Below are 16,511 nucleotides of genomic sequence, written 5' to 3'. Positions count from 1 at the left end.
CTCTCGGGGAATCCCAAAACCTGCACGCCGGTCTTCCCGCCGGTGTGCGAAGCCATTCGGTCGCCGGCATCGAAGCCCGCATCGGAACAGCGTCGTTCCCGGTGTGGGCTTCTGCCGTCGGAAGTCAGGAGAAGAGATGACCGCAGTCGCCATCCCCGGACTGGAAAATGCGCCGACGACGCACAGTGGCGTGCTGTCCTGGGTCCGAGAGGTCGCCGAACTGACCACTCCGGACCGTGTGGTGTGGGTCGACGGGTCCGACGAAGAGGCCGCCCGGATCAACGCCGAGCTGGTCTCCGCCGGCACGTTCGTGCAGCTCGACGCGAAGCCCAACTCGTACTGGGCCGCTTCCGACCCGAATGACGTCGCCCGCGTCGAAGAGCGCACCTTCATCTGTTCCGAGAAGGAAGAGGACGCCGGTCCCACCAACAACTGGATGGACCCGGCCGAGATGAAGGCCACGATGACCGAGCTGTACCGCGGATGCATGCGCGGTCGCACGATGTACGTCATCCCCTTCTGCATGGGCCCCCTCGGAGCCGAGGACCCCAAGCTCGGCATCGAGATCACCGACTTCGCCTACGTCGTCGCCTCCATGCGCGTGATGACCCGCGCCGGCAAGGCCGCGCTGGACAAGTTCGTCACCGAGGACGGCACCGAGCGCGAGTTCGTCCCGGCCCTGCACTCCGTCGGCGCGCCGCTGGAGCCGGGTCAGGAGGACGTCTCCTGGCCGTGCAACACCACCAAGTACATCTCGCACTTCCCCGAGACCCGCGAGATCTGGAGCTACGGCTCCGGCTACGGCGGCAACTCGCTGCTGGGCAAGAAGTGCTACTCGCTGCGCATCGGCTCGGTCATCGCCCGCGACGAGGGCTGGCTGGCCGAGCACATGCTGATCCTCAAGCTGATCTCGCCCGAGGACAAGGTCCACTACGTCGCGGCGGCGTTCCCGAGCGCCTGCGGCAAGACCAACCTCGCCATGCTGCAGCCGACCATCCCCGGCTGGCGCGCCGAGACCCTCGGTGACGACATCGCGTGGATGCGGTTCGGCGAGGACGGCCGTCTGTACGCGGTGAACCCCGAGTTCGGCTTCTTCGGCGTCGCGCCGGGCACCGACTGGCACACCAACCCCAACGCGATGCGCACCATCGAAAAGGGCAACACGGTCTACACGAACGTCGCGCTCACCGACGACGGCGACGTCTGGTGGGAGGGCATGGGCGACAAGCCCGAGCACGCCACCTCCTGGAAGAAGCAGGACTGGACGCCGGAGTCGGAAGAGAAGGCCGCGCACCCGAACTCGCGCTACTGCACCCCGATGTCGCAGTGCCCGATCCTCGCGCCGGAGTGGGACGACCCGAAGGGCGTGCCGATCTCGGCGATCCTGTTCGGCGGCCGCCGCAAGACCACGGTCCCGCTGGTGAACGAGGCCCGCGACTGGCAGCACGGCGTGTTCATGGGTGCCACCATGTCGTCGGAGACCACCGCGGCCGCCGCCGGCGCGGTCGGCAACGTGCGCCGCGACCCGATGGCCATGCTGCCGTTCCTCGGCTACCACGCCGGTGACTACTTCAAGCACTGGCTGGACCTCGGCAAGAACGCCGACGCGGACAAGCTGCCGAAGATCTTCTACGTCAACTGGTTCCGCCGTGGCGACGACGGCCGCTTCCTGTGGCCGGGCTTCGGCGAGAACTCGCGGATCCTGAAGTGGGTCATCGACCGCGTCGAGGGCAAGGGCAACGCGAACGAGACCCCGGTCGGCTTCGTGCCGAACGCCGAGGACCTCGACACCGAGGGCCTCAAGGAGCCGCTGGCCGACATCCAGGCCGCGCTGGACGTCTCCGCCGACGAGTGGCGCCAGGAACTGCCGCTCATCGAGGAGTGGTTCGACAAGATCGGCGACAAGGTCCCGTCGTCGCTGCGTGACGAGCTGGACGCGCTGAAGCAGCGCCTCGGCTGATCGCCCGAACGCCGGAGCAGGCCTCATCCTCGGAGTCATTCCCGAGGATGAGGCCTTCTTCTTTCCCGCTCGGTACCGTGGCCGCATGGTCAAATTCGGCGTCAACATGGTCGTCCCGGAAAGCCGTGCCGCGTGGGTCGAAAAGTGCCGCAAGGCCGAAGACCTCGGATTCGACGTGATCGGCGCGGCCGACCACCTCGGCATGGCACCGCCGTTCCCGGCCCTCGTGCTCGCCGCCGAGGTGACGAACCGCCCTCGGCTCAACACTTTCGTCATCAACACCGCCTTCTACAACCCGGTGCTGCTGGCCCGCGACGTCACCGGCACGGATCAGTTCACCGAAGGCAGGCTGGAGCTCGGTCTGGGGGCCGGTTACGTGAAGGCCGAATTCGAAGCGGCGGGCATGGAGTTCCCGCGTGCGGGCAAACGCGTGGACCATCTCGAAAACACCATAAAAGCGCTGAAACGGCTCTATGCCGACGAAAACCACAAACCGCCGACGGTGCAGAAACCGGGCCCGCCGCTGATGATCGCCGGCCGCGGTGACAGGCTCCTCACCCTCGCCGCCGAACACGCCGACATCATCGGCTTCACCGGCACGGCGGCCGTTCCCGACGGCGGCGCGCTCGCCGTCGACGACGCCGCCGGAATCGAAGAGCGGGTGAACTTCGTCCGCGGGAAACTGAACGGCCGCGCGGTCGAATTCAACATCCTCTCGCATTTCGTCGCCGTGGTCGAAGACCGGCGAAAAGGGTTGGAGAGCCTGCGAGAGTTACTCGACGGCAAGCTCACCGTCGAACAACTCGCGGAACTGCCGACGGCTTTGGTCGGCACCCACGAACAGATCGCCGAACAGATCCTGGCACATCGCGAACGCTTCGGCTTCACCTACTTCACCGTGCTGGAACACAACATGGACGCGCTCGCTCCGGTGATCGAATCCTTGCGCGGCGAATGATCGACGTACGCGGGCTCGGCGTCCAGGCCGGGGAGCACTGGTTGTTCGACGGCCTCGACTTCGAGGTCGAGGCGGGCGAATGCGCGGTCATCGTCGGCCCCAACGGAGTCGGGAAATCGACCCTGCTGCGGTGTTTGTACGGCACGCAAACTCCGCAGCGCGGCCGCGTCGTCGTCGCGGGCGGAAAACCCGACGAACGCGATGTTTCCTTCCGTCGCAAGGTTTCCGTTCTGTTCGACGACTCCGATTTCTTCGCCGAGCTGACCCCGCTCCAGCATCTCGAACTGCTGGAGGGTTCGTTCGGCGCCGATCTCGGCGACTACGGCGCGCTCCTCGCGGACGCGGGGCTCGCCGAGCGGGCGAAGGTCACCGCGGGCAAGTTCTCGGCCGGGCAACGCCGTCGGCTGTTGCTCCTCGGTGCGACGGCGCGGCCGCACGACGTCCTGCTGCTCGACGAGCCCGAGCGGGCACTCGACGTCGCGGGGAAGGAATGGCTGACGTCGTTGATCAAGCGTTCGACCGACGCCGGGGCGGCCGTCGTCGTGGCCACGCATCACCCTCCGCTGCTCGAAGCGGCCGACTCCACCCTCGAGTTGTGGTGACCACGAAAGCGTCCGCGCACGTCCCAGGGCGGCAGCGTTTCGGTGGGCTGCTCAACGGCGACTACCAGACCTTCCTGGCATTGTTCGGTTTCGGCGCGCTGTTCACCGCCTTCCAGAACCTGCCGAAGCTCCGCGATTTCCTCTTTGGACAGTCCGTTGTGGACTTTCCGGCGGTCTTCGGGCTACTGGTAGTGCTCTGCGCGATGTTCTGGCGCGGCCTGCTGCGCCGCGGTTTCGTCTGGGCCGAACCGGCGGCGCTGACGTGGATGGACTTCGCCCGCGTCGACAGGCGCCGCGTCGTCGTGAAGCGGATGTGGACGCTGTGGTCCGGCCTGGTCCTGGTGGTCGGCTACACCGGGGCGCTGGTCACCGCGATCGGTGGCGGGTCGAAGGACGTGTGGATCGCGATGTCGGCGTTGACCGCCTCCGGCGCGATCCTGGCCGCCGTCACCGCGCGGCGGACGGCGATCCGAGGGGAAACGCTCGCGCCGGTCGTGCTCGCGCTCGCCGGTCTGGCGTTCGCGGCCGCGGGTCTCGGCCCGGTCGCCGTCGAGGTGCTGGCCGGCGCGCTGTTCGTGGTGGCGGTCGCGGTGGCCTTCGGTGGGGAGCCGATGTCCGGGGTCGGCCGCCAGGAACTCGTCGACGGCTGGAACGCGCGGCTGCTGCGGGCGATGGCCGCGGTCTTCATGGACCCCATGCTGCTGATCCCGGAGTCGAAACCGGTGCCGTGGCTGTCGCTGCGGCGTCCGACGACGCTGCGGCTCGCGTGGGCGGGGGTGCTCGGCCGGGCGCGCTACGCGGCGTCGAGCGTGGTGATCGCGTGCCTGGCCGGCGTCACGCACCTGGCCTTTCCGGCGATCCCCGCGGCGGCGCTGTTCGCGCTCGGCGCGTACGCGGCGCTCGTGCCGTTCGTCGGCGGGCTCGGCGAACTGTGGCGCAACCCCGGCCGCAGGCGGTGGCTCGGCGCGTCCGACTGGGAGTTGCGGCTGGTCAACGGGCTGGTGATCACCCTGCTGGGTGTCGCTTGGGGGATCCTGCTCGGCCTGGTGACACTGCTCCTCGGCGTGATCCCCGCCTGGCCGGTGTGGCTCGCGATCCCGCTCGCGGTGTTCGCCGCGCTGCGGACGGCGACCCGGCCACCGATGAACTACGACGTCAGCGGCGGGGCGGCCGGGCTGCAGGCCTTGCGCGGCGTGGACGTCCTCGTCGTCGGCGCCGTCTTGCTCAGCGTGATCGCCTGAGGTCACCCGTTCCCGCGTTCGGATCATTCGGATACTCCGAACGCGGGTTACCCTCGATGCGACGAAAGGAGCACGAGTGGGCGGCGGGCACGCACCGGGGAAGGGGCGGCGGGCGACCAGCGAGTTCCCCGCGGGCTGGACCGACGAGCAGATCATCGCGGTGATCAAGGACGTCGCGAACGATCCGAGCGAACCCCGCCTCAGACTCCACAACGGCCGTTGGCGCTGCGCCGGCGAACGGTACGGCGTGCACCTGATCGTGCTGGTCGAAGACAACGGCCACGTCAAGACGGGTTATCCGGTGGCGGGCCCCGGCGTGGTCCGCAATCCCGACACCGCCGCCGACCCGGCGAACCCGACCGTCGCCGACCTCGCCGCCGGACGGATCAGCTTCTTCGGCGACAGCCTGCTCGACCAGATCGGCGACCGGATCGCGCCGGACCTCCTGGCCTTCTACCGCACGCTGCACTGGTCGGGCGAGTGGGAAGAACTGGCGGACGTCCTCGTCGCGCACGCGCTGAAGGAGAACCTGCACCTCGGCGTGGACGAGTACGCCACCCTGGAAAGCCTGCTGAACAGCTTCGACCTGCCGATCGACGGCTTCCTCTACCTGAACGACCGGGCACACGCCCTGGCCGCCCTGCGCCCCTGATCTCGGCGTCCCCCGCGCACCCCACCCCCCACCCATCCCCGGGGGGCGCGCCCTGCACCAGCGTATCGGCGGTGGGTGACGGGAATGGGGTGGAAGGTGATCGAGGGCGGGAGTTGTCCACAACGGCGGGGGCCTGTGGATAGTGGGACGAAGGGGCCTTGACCGCATGCGATGCGGCGAAAGCGTCCTTCGCCCGCTTCTCGAGTACGCCCACCGCTCACGAAGCGGTGCTGAAGCCCTCGTCAGCTCGCTTCGGCGACATCTTCGGCGTCGCCCTCGGCGGCCGAACGCAGTGCGTCCAGCGGCAGCGCGACGGCGTCCGCGATCGCCATCACGGTGAAGAAGGCGGGCGTCGGGATCCGCCCGGTCTCGATCTTCCGGAGCGTCTCCACCGAGATCCCGGCCTCGGCCGCGACCTCGACCATGCTCCGCGACGACGCCGCGCGCGCGTCCCGGAGCGCCAGCCCCAGCCGCTCGCCGCGTTCGCGTTCCTCGTCCGTCAACGGCACTCGCACCATGAGCCCAATACTAATACCGGTCGGATTGGTCGTGAGTGGCGATCCGGGTCGCACCGTCCTTACCACTCACGAGGTGCGGCACCGGCGATGTCACGTGTTTGGGCGGACGACACGCGTGACTGGATGGACGAGACGCCACGAACCGTCCGCTGGATCACGCGTGTCGTCCATCCAAACACGCGTGTCGTCCAACTGATCCCGCGAAAGCGCCACGCCACTTACGACCGGCCCACTGAGTTACCCCCAGCCTGTGGACAACTCTGTGCACAGGTCGTGGACAACCCCAAGAAAAGGGCCCCGCCGAGCCGAAACTCGACGGGGCCACAATCCCTAGTGGCTTCAGGCGCCCGCGGGCACCGGAAGTGGGAGTCCGGGGAGGCTCTGGTCGTTCGGCACCTTGCCGTCGACGAGGTAGTCCTCCACGACCTTGTCCACACCCACGTTGCCGCCGGCGTAGATACCGTGGTCACCCTCACCGGTCACGGTGATCATCCGCGAGTTGGCGAACGCGCGGTGCGCACGGGTCGCGCCCTCGATCGGGGTCGCGGGGTCGTGCACCGACTGGACGATCAGCACCGGCGGGACGCCGCGGCCGTCGAGCTTCGGCAGGTCGACCGGCTTGTTCTTCCAGAAGATGCACGGCTGGATCAGCCAGCCGGCGCCGAGCAGCGGCAGATCACGGTCGATCAGCTTCTGCGACTGGCGGATGACGCTCTGCCGGGTGCCGGTCCACTTGCCCTCGTTGCAGGGGATGGACCAGAAGCTGGCGTTGTAGGAGTCGCCGTCGCTCGGGACGAACAGCGGCTGCGGGCCGATGACGCCGTCCCCGTCGACGGTCTCGGCCTTGACCTTCTGCGCGGCCGAGGCCTTCTGCTGCTGCGACGAGGTGCCCTCGGTCAGCGTCTTCAGGTTGACCAGGTAGTCGGCCAGCGCCGGGAAGTTGCGCTTCGAGTAGAGGTACGAAGCGATGGTCGAGTCGAGGGCGTTGGCCGAAACCGGGACGCCGTCCACCTCGACCGGGTTCTGGGTCAGCGCGAAGCGGACCTTCTCGTAGGTCTGGCGAGCGGCCTCACCGTTCTTGCCGAAGCCGTAGACCTTGTCGTACTTGCCCATCCACGGCAGGAAGTCCTGACGCCAGCGGCGCTCGAAGCCGAGCGGCTGCCCGTCGAACGAGTTCTGCCAGGTGGTGGTGAACTCGGTCGAGGAGTCGAGCAGGAAGCGGCCGGTCCGGGTGGGGAACTGCTGCGCGTAGTGCGCGCCCATCCAGGTGCCCGCCGAGTAGCCGACCCAGTTGATCTTGTCGCGGCCCAGGAGGACACGCAGCAGGTCGATGTCGCGGATGGTCTGGGCGGTGTTGATGAGCGGGCCCAGCTCGCCGGACTTCACCTGGCAGGAGTCCGCCGCGTACTTGGTGGCGTCCAGGATCAGGTTGAGGTTCGCCCGGCTGCGGTCGCGCGGGTCCAGGTCGGAGCCGGTGCCGATCGCGTTGCCGCAGGTGATGTTGGTGCTCTTGCCGGTGCCGCGCGGGTCGAGACCGATGATCTCCTGGTTCGCGCGCAGCTTCGTCTGGTTACGGAGACGGGCCGGGAAGTTACGGCCGGGAGCGCCGGGACCACCCGGGTTCGTGATGACACTGGCCGTCGCGTTGCCGCTGGTGGCGGCGAGGCGGCTGACGGCGATCGTCAGGTCGATGGCCTCGTTCGGCTTGTACCAGTTACGCGGCGAGCGGTAGGTCGCACACTCGATGTTCTCGGCCCCCGGAGGCGGCGCGGACGGCAGCTCACTGGCGGTGCACTTGTGCCAGTCCAGCTTCTGGTCCGCGTACTTCGCCGGAATGTTGGTGGAGTTCAGCGGCTGCTGCCCGGCAGCCTCCGGACCTGCGAACGCAGGCGTGAACCCGGCCAGCATGGTGCCGGCGACAGCCGGGATCACCACCGCATAGCGGAGTTTCTTCATCCGATGCCCCTTTGATGTTGCGTGCGAAGTTCCTGTTCGCGACTTGCGGCTATTGATATCCGCCGGGGACTCCGACGGCAACCGCCCTTCGTCGTATGAGGCGTCGCTGATCAAATCGATATCCGGCACGCGTGACCCGGGCGGGTGAGAGGTTCTAGGGTCATCGGGTCGATCCGGGGGTACGGGAACGTTAGGTGAGGTCCGATGGCGTCAGGTAAGGCAGACGGGAAGGTGAGGGGCTTTCAGTTCAGCCCCTGGAACCTCCTGTTGATCATCCCGTTGCTGGTGCTGATCACGTCCTTGTTCAATTCGGACGGTCCCCGGCTGTTCGGGATGCCGTTCTTCTACTGGTTCCAATTCGTGTTCGTGGCGGTCGGTGTCCTCTGCACATGGATCGTCTACGTGATGACGAAGGACAAGCCGACCAGTGAGCGTCCCGACCGGCTGTCCGTGGACGAGCTCGACGAGGGGGACGTCAAGTGACCAACATCCAATGGCCCGAGCTGATCATCTTCACGATCCTCTTCGCGGTCGTCACCGTCCTCGGCTTCGTCGCGTCTCGCTGGAAGGCAGGCAACACCCTCGATCACCTGGACGAGTGGGGTCTCGGCGGCCGCAAGTTCGGCTCGTGGATCACCTGGTTCCTGCTCGGCGGTGACCTCTACACGGCTTACACGTTCGTGGCCGTTCCCGCGCTGATGTTCAGCGCCGGCGCGATGGGCCTGTTCGCGCTGCCGTACACGATCATCGTCTACCCGATCGTGTTGATGCCGGCGCTGCGCATGTGGTCGGTCTCGCGCGTCCGCGGCTACGTCACCCCCGCCGACTTCGTCCGCGGCCGGTTCGGTTCGCCGACGCTGGCGCTGCTGATCGCCATCACCGGCATCATCGCCACGATGCCGTACATCGCGCTGCAGCTCGTCGGGCTCGAGGCGGTCCTGCGGACCATGGGCATCAACGGCTCCGGCATCGTCGGTCACCTGCCGCTGCTGGTCGCCTTCATCATCCTGGCGGTCTACACCTACCAGTCGGGCCTTCGCGCGCCCGCGCTGATCGCGTTCGTCAAGGACATCCTGATCTACCTCGTGATCCTCGTGGCGATCATCTACCTGCCCTCGAAACTCGGCGGCTGGTCGGCGATCTTCGACGCGGCCGACGCGAAATTCGACAAGACGCCCTCTCCGGCGGACGGCATCCTGCTCAATACCAACAACCAGTTGCAGTACGCCACGCTGGCGCTCGGTTCGGCGCTCGCGCTGTTCCTGTACCCGCACTCGCTCACCAGCGTGCTCGCCTCGCGCGGCCGCAGCGTGATCAAGCGGAACATGGTCGCTCTGCCGGCGTACTCGCTGGTCCTGGGCCTGCTGGCGCTGCTCGGCTACGTCGCGATCAGTGCCTCGGTCAAGCCGATCACGAACAACGCCACCGGCAAACCCGACACGAACACCGTCGTCCCGGTGCTGTTCGACACGCAGTTCTCGTCGTGGTTCGCCGGGATCGCGTTCGCCGCGATCGGCATCGGCGCGCTGGTGCCCGCGGCGATCATGTCGATCGCGGCGGCCAACCTGTGGACCCGCAACATCTACAAGGAGTACATCAAGAAGAACGCGACGCCGGGCCAGGAGGCGAAGCAGGCCAAGCTCGCTTCGCTGATCGTGAAGTTCGGCGCGGTGGCGTTCATCCTGTTCATCGACCCGCAGTTCTCGATCGACCTGCAGCTCATCGGCGGGGTGCTGATCCTGCAGACGCTGCCCGCGGTGGCGATTTCGCTCTACACGCGGTGGTTCCACCGCTGGGGCCTGATCGCCGGCTGGGTGGTCGGCATCGGGTGGGGCCTGATCATGCTCTACAACATCCCGAACCCGGCGACCGGCAAGGCGCACTTCGGTGGCTCGGCGCTGAAGCTCGGGGACCTGTCGATCTTCGGCTGGCACCCGCTCAGCGGCTCGCAGCTGCAGATCTACGTCGGGTTCGTGGCGCTGATCGCGAACCTGCTGGTCGCCGTGATCTTCACGGTGATCGCGCGGCAGCTGAAGGTCTTCAACGGCACGGACGACACCGAGGCCGAGGACTACCACGCCGATGAACACGACAAGGATCTCCGCGAAATCGGCGTCCACTAGTCACCGCTGATCGAAGGGGCCGCGTCCTGCCGGGACGCGGCCCTTTTCGTGGCCGCGGTCGCCGCCAGGTAGAGGGTGAGGCCGTTCAGCAGGTGCCAGAGGAAGTGCGTCCCGGCGGGAAAGCTGCCGCAGACCGTGTGGTCGGCCGTGCGGAAAGACAGGGACACCCCGAATACGGCCGCGGCGAGGGCGAACCTGCGGCGATGTTCACCCCTGAGGATGATCGCGAAGATCACGAGCCCGAGCAGCGCCGAGAGGTACAGCCCGCCGCCCAGTGACGCGACGACGGCGGTGAAGGCGAGGAACACGGGGATGCCGAGCCACGAGAGCCCACGGCGGACGCCGAAGAACAGATGCGGGAACACGGCGGCGTAGTACAGGACGAACACCAGGATGAAGCCGGTGTCGGCGGCCGCGGACCAGCGGGTGGCGAGCAGGTGGAAGGCCGTGCTGCCGAGGAACACCAGTCCGATGAGGACGGCGAAGACGCGACCCTTCGGCTGCCGCCAGACCGCGATCGCCGCGATCAGGAACGCGAGATTGCTGAGACTGTTGAGCGGCTCGCCCCAAAGGCCGGGAGCGAGGCGTTCGCAGTAGCCGTCGACGTACGCCGTCCAGTTCACTCCCCCAGGTAACCGTGCCCGCGTGAACCGGAGGTGTCTTTCGCGCTGGACACCTGCCGGATCTCCGCGTCCTGAAGGGTCCCTTTGAGACGCTCAATGTCCCCAAGGCCCCCTTTGAGACACCCACCCCGAGTTGTCCACACCCACCCGCCGTTGTGGACAACTCGGCCCCCACCCCCACCGGAACCCACCCCGCGTCACCCCCTCCCGATACGCTGGTGCGGGGCGCGCCCCCCTGGGAGCGGTGGGGGGTGGGGTACGCGCGGGGAAGCGAAAAAAGCCTGGTCAATCGGGTGAGCAGGACGCCAGTCGTCGGTTGAGGAAGCGACGTCGCGGCTCCGAGCAGGGCAGCGCGAGCGCCCGCCGGTAGTGGTCCGCGGCTCGCCCGGGGTCGCCGGCGCGCAGCCACAGCGCGCCGAGGACGGCGGGCAGCAGCGTGTAGTCCGGCAGATCGGCCTCGACGGCTTCGAGTTCGGCGATCCCGGCCGCCGCGCCGTCCACCATCGAAAGCGCGATCGCGCGATTCAGCCGCGCCACCGGCGACGGCCGCAGCGCCAGCAGGTCGTCGTACAGGCCGACGATCCGGCGCCAATCCGGCGGCGAAGCCGTGCTGTGGCACAGCGCGATCGCCGCTTCGACGTGATACGCCGACATCTCCGGCCCGGTGCACGCTCGCTCGAACAGCCGTGTCCCCTCGGCGATCATCGCGTGATCCCAGCGATCCCGGTCCTGCTCGTCGAGCAGCAGCAGGTCACCGTCGCGGTCCACCCGCGCGGGCAGCCTGCTCCCCTGCAACAGCATCAGCGCGACCAGCGCCCGCACCCTCGGCAGATCCGTCTTCGGCTCGGCCAGCAGCAGCCGCCCCAGCCGGATCGCCTCGCCGCACAGTTCGCCGCGCACCGCGACCTCGCCGGTCGTCGCGTCGTAGCCCTCGTTGAACAGCAGGTAGAGCACGGCCAGCACACTGTCCACTCTGGACTCCAGAGCGTCCGGCCCCGGCAGGGTGAGCGGCTTCCCCGATTCCCGCAGCCATTTCTTCGCCCGCACGAGCCGCTGCGCCACGGTCGCCGGTTTCGTCAGCAGGGCCGCCGCGATCTCGTTCACCCCGAGCCCACCGACGGTCTTCAACGTCAGCGCCACCTGCGAGACCGTCGGCAGCGCGGGATGACAGCACAGCAGCATCAACACGAGCTCGTCGTCCGTACGCCGGTCGGCTTCGTGGCCGTTCAGCTCCACGAGCCGCGGCAGCAGCGCGCGCAAGGTCTGTTCGCGCCGGACGACGTCCATCGCCCGGTTCCTCGCCGCCCGGAACAGCCAACCGCGCGGATTGTCCGGCACGCCGGTCTGCGGCCAGGTCCGCAGCGCCTGCTCCAGCGCGTCGGCGACGGCCTCCTCGGCCAGGTCCAGGCGTTCGGGGCCGAGCGCCCTGGCCAGCGTGGCGACGATCCGCCCGGCGCTGTGCCGGAACAGATGCTCCACCACGCCGGCCGGGCGGCTCATGACGGCGTCAGTCCTCACAACCGCGTTCGCCGACCTTGCGCACCTCGATCGGCCCGAACCTCAGATGCGGATGCGTCGCGAAGATCTTCTCCGCCTGGTCGAGATCCACGGCCTCGATCACCTGGTAGCCGCCGACGATCTCGGTGGCTTCGGTGTGCGGTCCGTCGGTCGCGCCGACCTCGCCGCCCGTGCCGCGCAGCACCCGGCCGCCTCGCGACAGCCCGCCGCCGACGACGAAACGGCCCTCCTTCGTGCGTTCGTCGGCCCAGGCGATGTAGCTCTCGAGCACGCGTTGTGCTTCGTCGGGGCCGAGGTGATCATGCGAATCCGACTGGGACCGCAGGAAACCGACGTACTGGGGCATGGTGTCCTCCTTGGAATCGATGGCCCCTAGACGAACGAGCCCCCGGGGAATCGACATCAATAGCGGAAGAGCCGGTCGTGCAGTTCACGTTGCCGCGCGAACCAGGCACCAAGCCTGGTCCGGCGGCGACGGCGTTTCAACACGTGCTGGACTTCGCGCACACAGGGCTCGTCGGGCGCGAAGGATTTCCCGGTCAGCAGGACGGCGTAGTGGCCGTCCGGGCAGCGGCCGGAAACGGAGATCATGCCCGGCGTCAGGTCGTCGACGAAATCGATCGAGTCGACCCCGACCACGGACCGCCGATCGCAGACGGGGCAGTAGACGACGAACACGTCACAGCTCCAGCCGCCAGGTCTGCCCGGTCAGCTCGTAACCGAAGCCCGTGATCGTCTCTTCGCTCACCAGCTGGAAGCCGGCCTTCTGGTAGATCGCCCTCGCCGCCTCCAGCAGTGAGACCGTCCAGAGCTCCATCGCCGGGTAGCCGGACGCCCTCGCGAACTCGACGCACTCGCTGACCAGGCGTTTCCCGACACCCCGTCCTCGTGCGGCCGGTTCGAGGAGCAACATGCGCAGCTTCGCGGTGACGCCGTCTTCGGCGGGCATGCAGAAGATGCTGCCGACGCGCTCCCCGTCGAGTTCGGCGATCCAGCCCGCTTGACGTGGATCGCCGCGCCTGTCGACGTACTCCGCGACGACACGGGCGACGAGAGCTTCGAAGCGTTCGTCCCAGCCGTACTCGCGGGAGTAGAGGGCGCCGTGACGGTGGACCACCCAGCCGAAGTCACCCGGCCGGGGCGGGCGCAGGACCAGCGTGGGATCCGCGGCGCGCTCGCCGACCAGCGAGGTGATCGTGTCCATGGCGCCGAGCAGCCGTTGCTGTTCGTCGTCGCCGAACCGGCCGAGCAGCGAGCCGATCCGGCCCACCGACCGTTCGTCGAGGACGGCGAAGGCCTTGCGGCCGTTCTCGGTCAGCCGGACGATCTGACGGCGGGCGTCCTCGTCGCTGCGTTCACGGGTGAGCAGGCCGCGCCCCTCGAGCCTCGCGAGCAGCCTGCTCGCGTACCCGGCGTCGAGGTCGAGACGTTTGCGCAGGTCGGTGACCTGGGTTTGGTCCTGCTGCGCGAGTTCGAAGATGACCCTGGCTTCGCTCAGGGAGTACTCCGCGTCGGCCGGTCCTTCGTCAAGGACGCCGATCACGCCGGTGTACAGGCGGTTGAAGGCCCGGACGGTCGCCACCCGGTCTGCGGAACGATTCATTTGACCACCTCAACAGATTCGTTGACGAGGTCAAGTGTTACTCCGCGAAGCGGTGAAGGCAAGAATCTTTCGGGGTCCGGACATATGGAAACCCCGTGATGCTGCCAGGTCGGGGGTCCGCCAGCATCACGGGGTCGTAGTGGGTATCGACGCCGCGTTCCGCGGCGTTACACCTCACGCACTATGTGTCGTAGGTCACTCGAACGGGCGACACCTACAACGGTTGTTGTCGGGTCAGCGCATGTGCGTGTGACGCGCCTGGGAGATAGCGATGAGCTCCTGACGAACGGTCGCGGTGGCCGCGGTGTCGATCGCCCGGTTCAGCGCCCGGCGAGTGCGAGCCTCGGCGCGACGGGCACGGAGCTTGGCGGCGATGTTGTTCATCGGTTTTTGTCATCCCCTTGGGAGTAGGTCTTGCGTCTTCGTGGCTGTGCTCCTAGTATGCACCCTTTTTCACAAGGATGCCAACGATTATCCGGTGACTTGGCACACCTGCCGATGAATCATCGGCAACATGAGCGTAAAACCGGAGAGATTTGGTGGCGCCGGTCACTTCTTGATAACGCCGGAAGGCGCGACGAAGCGACGATAGGGGTCTCTACCGTTTTCTAGAGCTGAGGCTATAAAGCTTGAGAGAGGCTTAGTCCCGGCCGAGCAGGTAGTGGCCGAAGTGCGGGACGGTGAAGGCGATGTGCCCGCGTTCGGCGGAGTACACCAGCCCCTTCTTCATCAGGCTGTCCCGCGCCGGTGACAGCGACGAAGGCTTCCGCCCCAGGTAGACGGCCACATCGGCGGTCCCGGCGGACTCGTCCCGCCCCTGCGTCAGCTCCGCCATCGCGAGCAGGTACTCGCGTTCCGCGGGTGTCGCGCGTTCGTAGCGGGAGCCGAAGAAGCCGACCGCGAGCTCGGACTCGGCCTCCGGGGCGGCGACCTGGACGTCCTTCACGGTGATGGGGTCCGCGGGCGCGGCGTCCCAGGCGGCCTTGCCGTAGGCCTGGATGAAGTACGGATAGCCGCCGGACGCGTCGAACAGGGCGTCCAGCGCCTCCGGCTCGATGCCCGCGTCCTCGCGTTCGATCGGCGCCATCACCGCGAGGTCGGCGTCTTCGCGCTCCAGCCTGTCGATGCGCGCGTAGCGGAAGAGGCGCTCCGAGTACGACTTCGACGCCGACAGGACGGCAGGTACATGCGGCAGTCCCGCGCCGACCACGACCAACGGCGCCCCGGACTGCGAAAGTTCGTGGCAGGCGGCGCAGAGCGCGGAAACGTCCTCCGGCAGCAGGTCCTGGATCTCGTCGATCAGCAGTGCGACCCCGGTGCCGACGTCGGCCGCCAGCTCCGCGACCTCGGTGAACAGTTCGACCAGGTCGATCTCGATGTCGCCGGAATCGGCGCGGCCCTGCGCGGCGGGCACGTCGATGCCCGGTTGCCAGCGGTCGCGCAGCTTCGCGTCCGGTTTGTTGGCGCGCAGCGCGAACGCCTTGAGCACGCCGAGCACCTGCTCGACCCGGTCCGGCGCGCGATGGCGCACGGCGAGATCGCGGATCGCGCGGTGCAGCGCGGCCGAGAGCGGCCGCCTCAGTTCGGTGTCCGGGCGGGCCTCGATCTTGCCCGCGCCCCAGCCGTGCTTGATGGCCCGCGAGCGCAGCTCGCCCAGCAATACGGTCTTCCCCACGCCGCGCAGGCCGGTCAGCATCAGGCTGCGTTCCGGTCTCCCCCGCGCGACCCGTTCGAGCACGACCTCGAAGGCCTGGAGCTCGCGGACGCGACCTGCCAGCTCGGGTGGCCGTTGACCGGCACCCGGGGCGAAGGGGTTGCGGATGGGATCCACTCTCACACGCTATCGGGGTTTCTAGCGTCGACCCGATATTCCGCCATAGAGGGATAGGCGTGTCGTGGCGGGTTACTCCGAGTGGACGGGTCTGCAGCCCCGTCCCTCGTTCCTACTCACTCAGGTTGCGTTCCGCGTAGATCGTCATCGCGTCACGGATGTATTCCGCGGTGCCCGCGCCGTACTTCTCGTCGTACTGCCCGTAGCGCGGGTCGTCGACGTACAGCTGCCCGAGACCGGCGAAGTAGCCCTTCGACACGGCTCGCACCGCCGGCCGCAGCCATTCGTACAGCCGCCGCGTGATCGCCTGTGCCTCGTCGCCGTCGGCGGGCAGGCCCTGCGCGCGGGCCTCGCCGAACGCGGCCGCGATGTCCTTCTGTTCCTGCTGGTGCGCCTTCTTGTCCTCGGCGCTCAGCGACTTCCACCACCGGTCACCCTGCTTGTAGGCGTCGGCGCCCCAGCGTTCGGTGACCTCCTTCTCGTACTTCGTGTGGTCGAAGCCGTCGAACACTTCCGTTGCCATCAGTTGTTCACCTCTCTCCGTCTTCCTCAAGGTCGTTTTGACCGATTCGATCTGCCGTCCGAGCCGCTGTCGCTCCTGCTCCAGCCACTTCAGATGCGTGCGTAGCGCCGCCGTCGTGTCCTGCTCCCCTTCGAGGACTTCGCCGATCGCGGGCAGGCTCAGCCCGAGTTCGCGAAGCAGCAGGATCCGCTGCAGCCGCACCAGCGCGTCCTGGTCGTAGTAGCGGTATCCGTTGCTCCCCACCCGGCTCGGTTCGAGCAGTCCGATGTCGCCGTAGTGGCGCAGCGTGCGGCTCGTGGTCCCGGCCGAGCGGGCGATGTCCTGGATCGACCACTCCGTCTCGTTCGGCATGTCCACGAAGGTAGAGGTTGACGTTGCGTCAAAGTCAATCGAAGTTCACCCG

At 67.8% G+C, this 16,511-nt stretch carries 17 protein-coding genes; 7 read left to right on the top strand and 10 right to left on the bottom strand.

What is annotated here, in order from left to right:
• The first annotated feature begins 136 nt into the window (after positions 1-136).
• The 5 genes from AB8M46_RS10950 to AB8M46_RS10930 all read left to right on the top strand — a co-directional run bounded on the left by AB8M46_RS10950 (position 137) and on the right by AB8M46_RS10930 (position 5,413).
• Positions 137-1,960: a phosphoenolpyruvate carboxykinase (GTP) gene (locus AB8M46_RS10950; protein WP_394360210.1), complete on the top strand. Its 1,824-nt coding sequence runs from the start codon at positions 137-139 to the stop codon at positions 1,958-1,960.
• Between the two features lie 85 nt (positions 1,961-2,045).
• Entirely contained in the window at positions 2,046-2,918 is an 873-nt protein-coding gene (locus AB8M46_RS10945) for an LLM class F420-dependent oxidoreductase (protein ID WP_394360209.1), read from the top strand.
• Positions 2,915-3,520, top strand: coding sequence for an ABC transporter ATP-binding protein (locus AB8M46_RS10940; protein WP_125731218.1), 606 nt, complete (start codon positions 2,915-2,917; stop codon positions 3,518-3,520). Before AB8M46_RS10945 ends, AB8M46_RS10940 begins: the two co-directional genes overlap by 4 nt.
• Positions 3,514-4,761 carry a hypothetical protein gene (locus AB8M46_RS10935; RefSeq protein WP_394360208.1) on the top strand — a complete coding sequence of 416 codons (1,248 nt, stop codon included), beginning with the start codon at positions 3,514-3,516 and terminating at the stop codon, positions 4,759-4,761. The genes AB8M46_RS10940 and AB8M46_RS10935 overlap by 7 nt, the downstream gene beginning before the upstream one ends.
• Positions 4,762-4,837: 76 nt before the next feature.
• Positions 4,838-5,413 carry an EndoU domain-containing protein gene (locus tag AB8M46_RS10930; RefSeq protein WP_037334282.1) on the top strand — a complete coding sequence of 192 codons (576 nt, stop codon included), beginning with the start codon at positions 4,838-4,840 and terminating at the stop codon, positions 5,411-5,413.
• 242 nt (positions 5,414-5,655) lie between these two features.
• On the opposite strand, the gene AB8M46_RS10925 is transcribed toward AB8M46_RS10930, so the two are convergent.
• Entirely contained in the window at positions 5,656-5,931 is a 276-nt protein-coding gene (locus tag AB8M46_RS10925; protein WP_125731214.1) for a helix-turn-helix domain-containing protein, read from the bottom strand.
• 339 nt (positions 5,932-6,270) lie between these two features.
• Positions 6,271-7,887: an alpha/beta hydrolase gene (locus AB8M46_RS10920; RefSeq protein ID WP_037334288.1), complete on the bottom strand. Its 1,617-nt coding sequence runs from the start codon at positions 7,885-7,887 to the stop codon at positions 6,271-6,273.
• Between the two features lie 204 nt (positions 7,888-8,091).
• Here AB8M46_RS10920 and AB8M46_RS10915 point away from each other — a divergent pair, with 204 nt between their 5' ends.
• Positions 8,092-8,370, top strand: coding sequence for a DUF3311 domain-containing protein (locus AB8M46_RS10915; RefSeq protein ID WP_037334291.1), 279 nt, complete (start codon positions 8,092-8,094; stop codon positions 8,368-8,370).
• Positions 8,367-10,010, top strand: coding sequence for a monocarboxylate uptake permease MctP (gene mctP / locus AB8M46_RS10910; protein ID WP_037334294.1), 1,644 nt, complete (start codon positions 8,367-8,369; stop codon positions 10,008-10,010). The genes AB8M46_RS10915 and mctP overlap by 4 nt, the downstream gene beginning before the upstream one ends.
• On the opposite strand, the gene AB8M46_RS10905 is transcribed toward mctP, so the two are convergent.
• From AB8M46_RS10905 to AB8M46_RS10870, 8 genes are all read right to left on the bottom strand, one after another.
• Positions 10,007-10,633: a hypothetical protein gene (locus AB8M46_RS10905; RefSeq protein WP_394360207.1), complete on the bottom strand. Its 627-nt coding sequence runs from the start codon at positions 10,631-10,633 to the stop codon at positions 10,007-10,009. The genes mctP and AB8M46_RS10905 overlap by 4 nt on opposite strands.
• Positions 10,634-10,918: 285 nt before the next feature.
• Positions 10,919-12,133: an RNA polymerase sigma factor gene (locus AB8M46_RS10900; RefSeq protein WP_394360206.1), complete on the bottom strand. Its 1,215-nt coding sequence runs from the start codon at positions 12,131-12,133 to the stop codon at positions 10,919-10,921.
• A gap of 7 nt (positions 12,134-12,140) precedes the next feature.
• A complete protein-coding gene (locus tag AB8M46_RS10895) occupies positions 12,141-12,497 on the bottom strand; it encodes a YciI family protein (protein WP_037334303.1) in 357 nt (118 codons plus the stop codon).
• Between the two features lie 56 nt (positions 12,498-12,553).
• Positions 12,554-12,829: a hypothetical protein gene (locus AB8M46_RS10890; RefSeq protein ID WP_037334305.1), complete on the bottom strand. Its 276-nt coding sequence runs from the start codon at positions 12,827-12,829 to the stop codon at positions 12,554-12,556.
• A 1-nt stretch (position 12,830) separates the two neighbouring features.
• A complete protein-coding gene (locus AB8M46_RS10885) occupies positions 12,831-13,754 on the bottom strand; it encodes a helix-turn-helix domain-containing GNAT family N-acetyltransferase (RefSeq protein ID WP_125732962.1) in 924 nt (307 codons plus the stop codon).
• Positions 13,755-13,988: 234 nt separating this feature from the next.
• Positions 13,989-14,138 (bottom strand): hypothetical protein, encoded by a 150-nt coding sequence (locus tag AB8M46_RS10880; protein ID WP_007032374.1) that lies wholly within the window; start codon positions 14,136-14,138, stop codon positions 13,989-13,991.
• 256 nt (positions 14,139-14,394) lie between these two features.
• Positions 14,395-15,585: an ATP-binding protein gene (locus tag AB8M46_RS10875; RefSeq protein WP_007032375.1), complete on the bottom strand. Its 1,191-nt coding sequence runs from the start codon at positions 15,583-15,585 to the stop codon at positions 14,395-14,397.
• Positions 15,586-15,697: 112 nt separating this feature from the next.
• Positions 15,698-16,459 carry a MerR family transcriptional regulator gene (locus tag AB8M46_RS10870; protein WP_125732963.1) on the bottom strand — a complete coding sequence of 254 codons (762 nt, stop codon included), beginning with the start codon at positions 16,457-16,459 and terminating at the stop codon, positions 15,698-15,700.
• Between the last annotated feature and the right edge of the window lie 52 nt (positions 16,460-16,511).

The sequence above is a fragment of the Amycolatopsis sp. SB7-3 genome (assembly GCF_041021335.1).
GTDB lineage: Bacteria > Actinomycetota > Actinomycetes > Mycobacteriales > Pseudonocardiaceae > Amycolatopsis > Amycolatopsis japonica.
The sequence above is the reverse complement of the archived record's forward strand: the minus strand, read 5'-3'. Positions and strand labels throughout refer to the sequence as shown.

What these genes read in the sequence shown, in the direction of transcription:
- AB8M46_RS10950 (WP_394360210.1), top strand. Translation starts at nt 137, where the DNA reads ATGACCGCAGTCGCCATCCCCGGACTGGAAAATGCGCCGACGACGCAC.
- AB8M46_RS10945 (WP_394360209.1), top strand. Translation starts at nt 2,046, where the DNA reads ATGGTCAAATTCGGCGTCAACATGGTCGTCCCGGAAAGCCGTGCCGCG.
- AB8M46_RS10940 (WP_125731218.1), top strand. Translation starts at nt 2,915, where the DNA reads ATGATCGACGTACGCGGGCTCGGCGTCCAGGCCGGGGAGCACTGGTTG.
- AB8M46_RS10925 (WP_125731214.1), bottom strand. Translation starts at nt 5,931, where the DNA reads ATGGTGCGAGTGCCGTTGACGGACGAGGAACGCGAACGCGGCGAGCGG.
- AB8M46_RS10920 (WP_037334288.1), bottom strand. Translation starts at nt 7,887, where the DNA reads ATGAAGAAACTCCGCTATGCGGTGGTGATCCCGGCTGTCGCCGGCACC.
- AB8M46_RS10915 (WP_037334291.1), top strand. Translation starts at nt 8,092, where the DNA reads ATGGCGTCAGGTAAGGCAGACGGGAAGGTGAGGGGCTTTCAGTTCAGC.
- AB8M46_RS10900 (WP_394360206.1), bottom strand. Translation starts at nt 12,133, where the DNA reads ATGAGCCGCCCGGCCGGCGTGGTGGAGCATCTGTTCCGGCACAGCGCC.
- AB8M46_RS10895 (WP_037334303.1), bottom strand. Translation starts at nt 12,497, where the DNA reads ATGCCCCAGTACGTCGGTTTCCTGCGGTCCCAGTCGGATTCGCATGAT.
- AB8M46_RS10885 (WP_125732962.1), bottom strand. Translation starts at nt 13,754, where the DNA reads ATGAATCGTTCCGCAGACCGGGTGGCGACCGTCCGGGCCTTCAACCGC.
- AB8M46_RS10880 (WP_007032374.1), bottom strand. Translation starts at nt 14,138, where the DNA reads ATGAACAACATCGCCGCCAAGCTCCGTGCCCGTCGCGCCGAGGCTCGC.
- AB8M46_RS10870 (WP_125732963.1), bottom strand. Translation starts at nt 16,459, where the DNA reads ATGCCGAACGAGACGGAGTGGTCGATCCAGGACATCGCCCGCTCGGCC.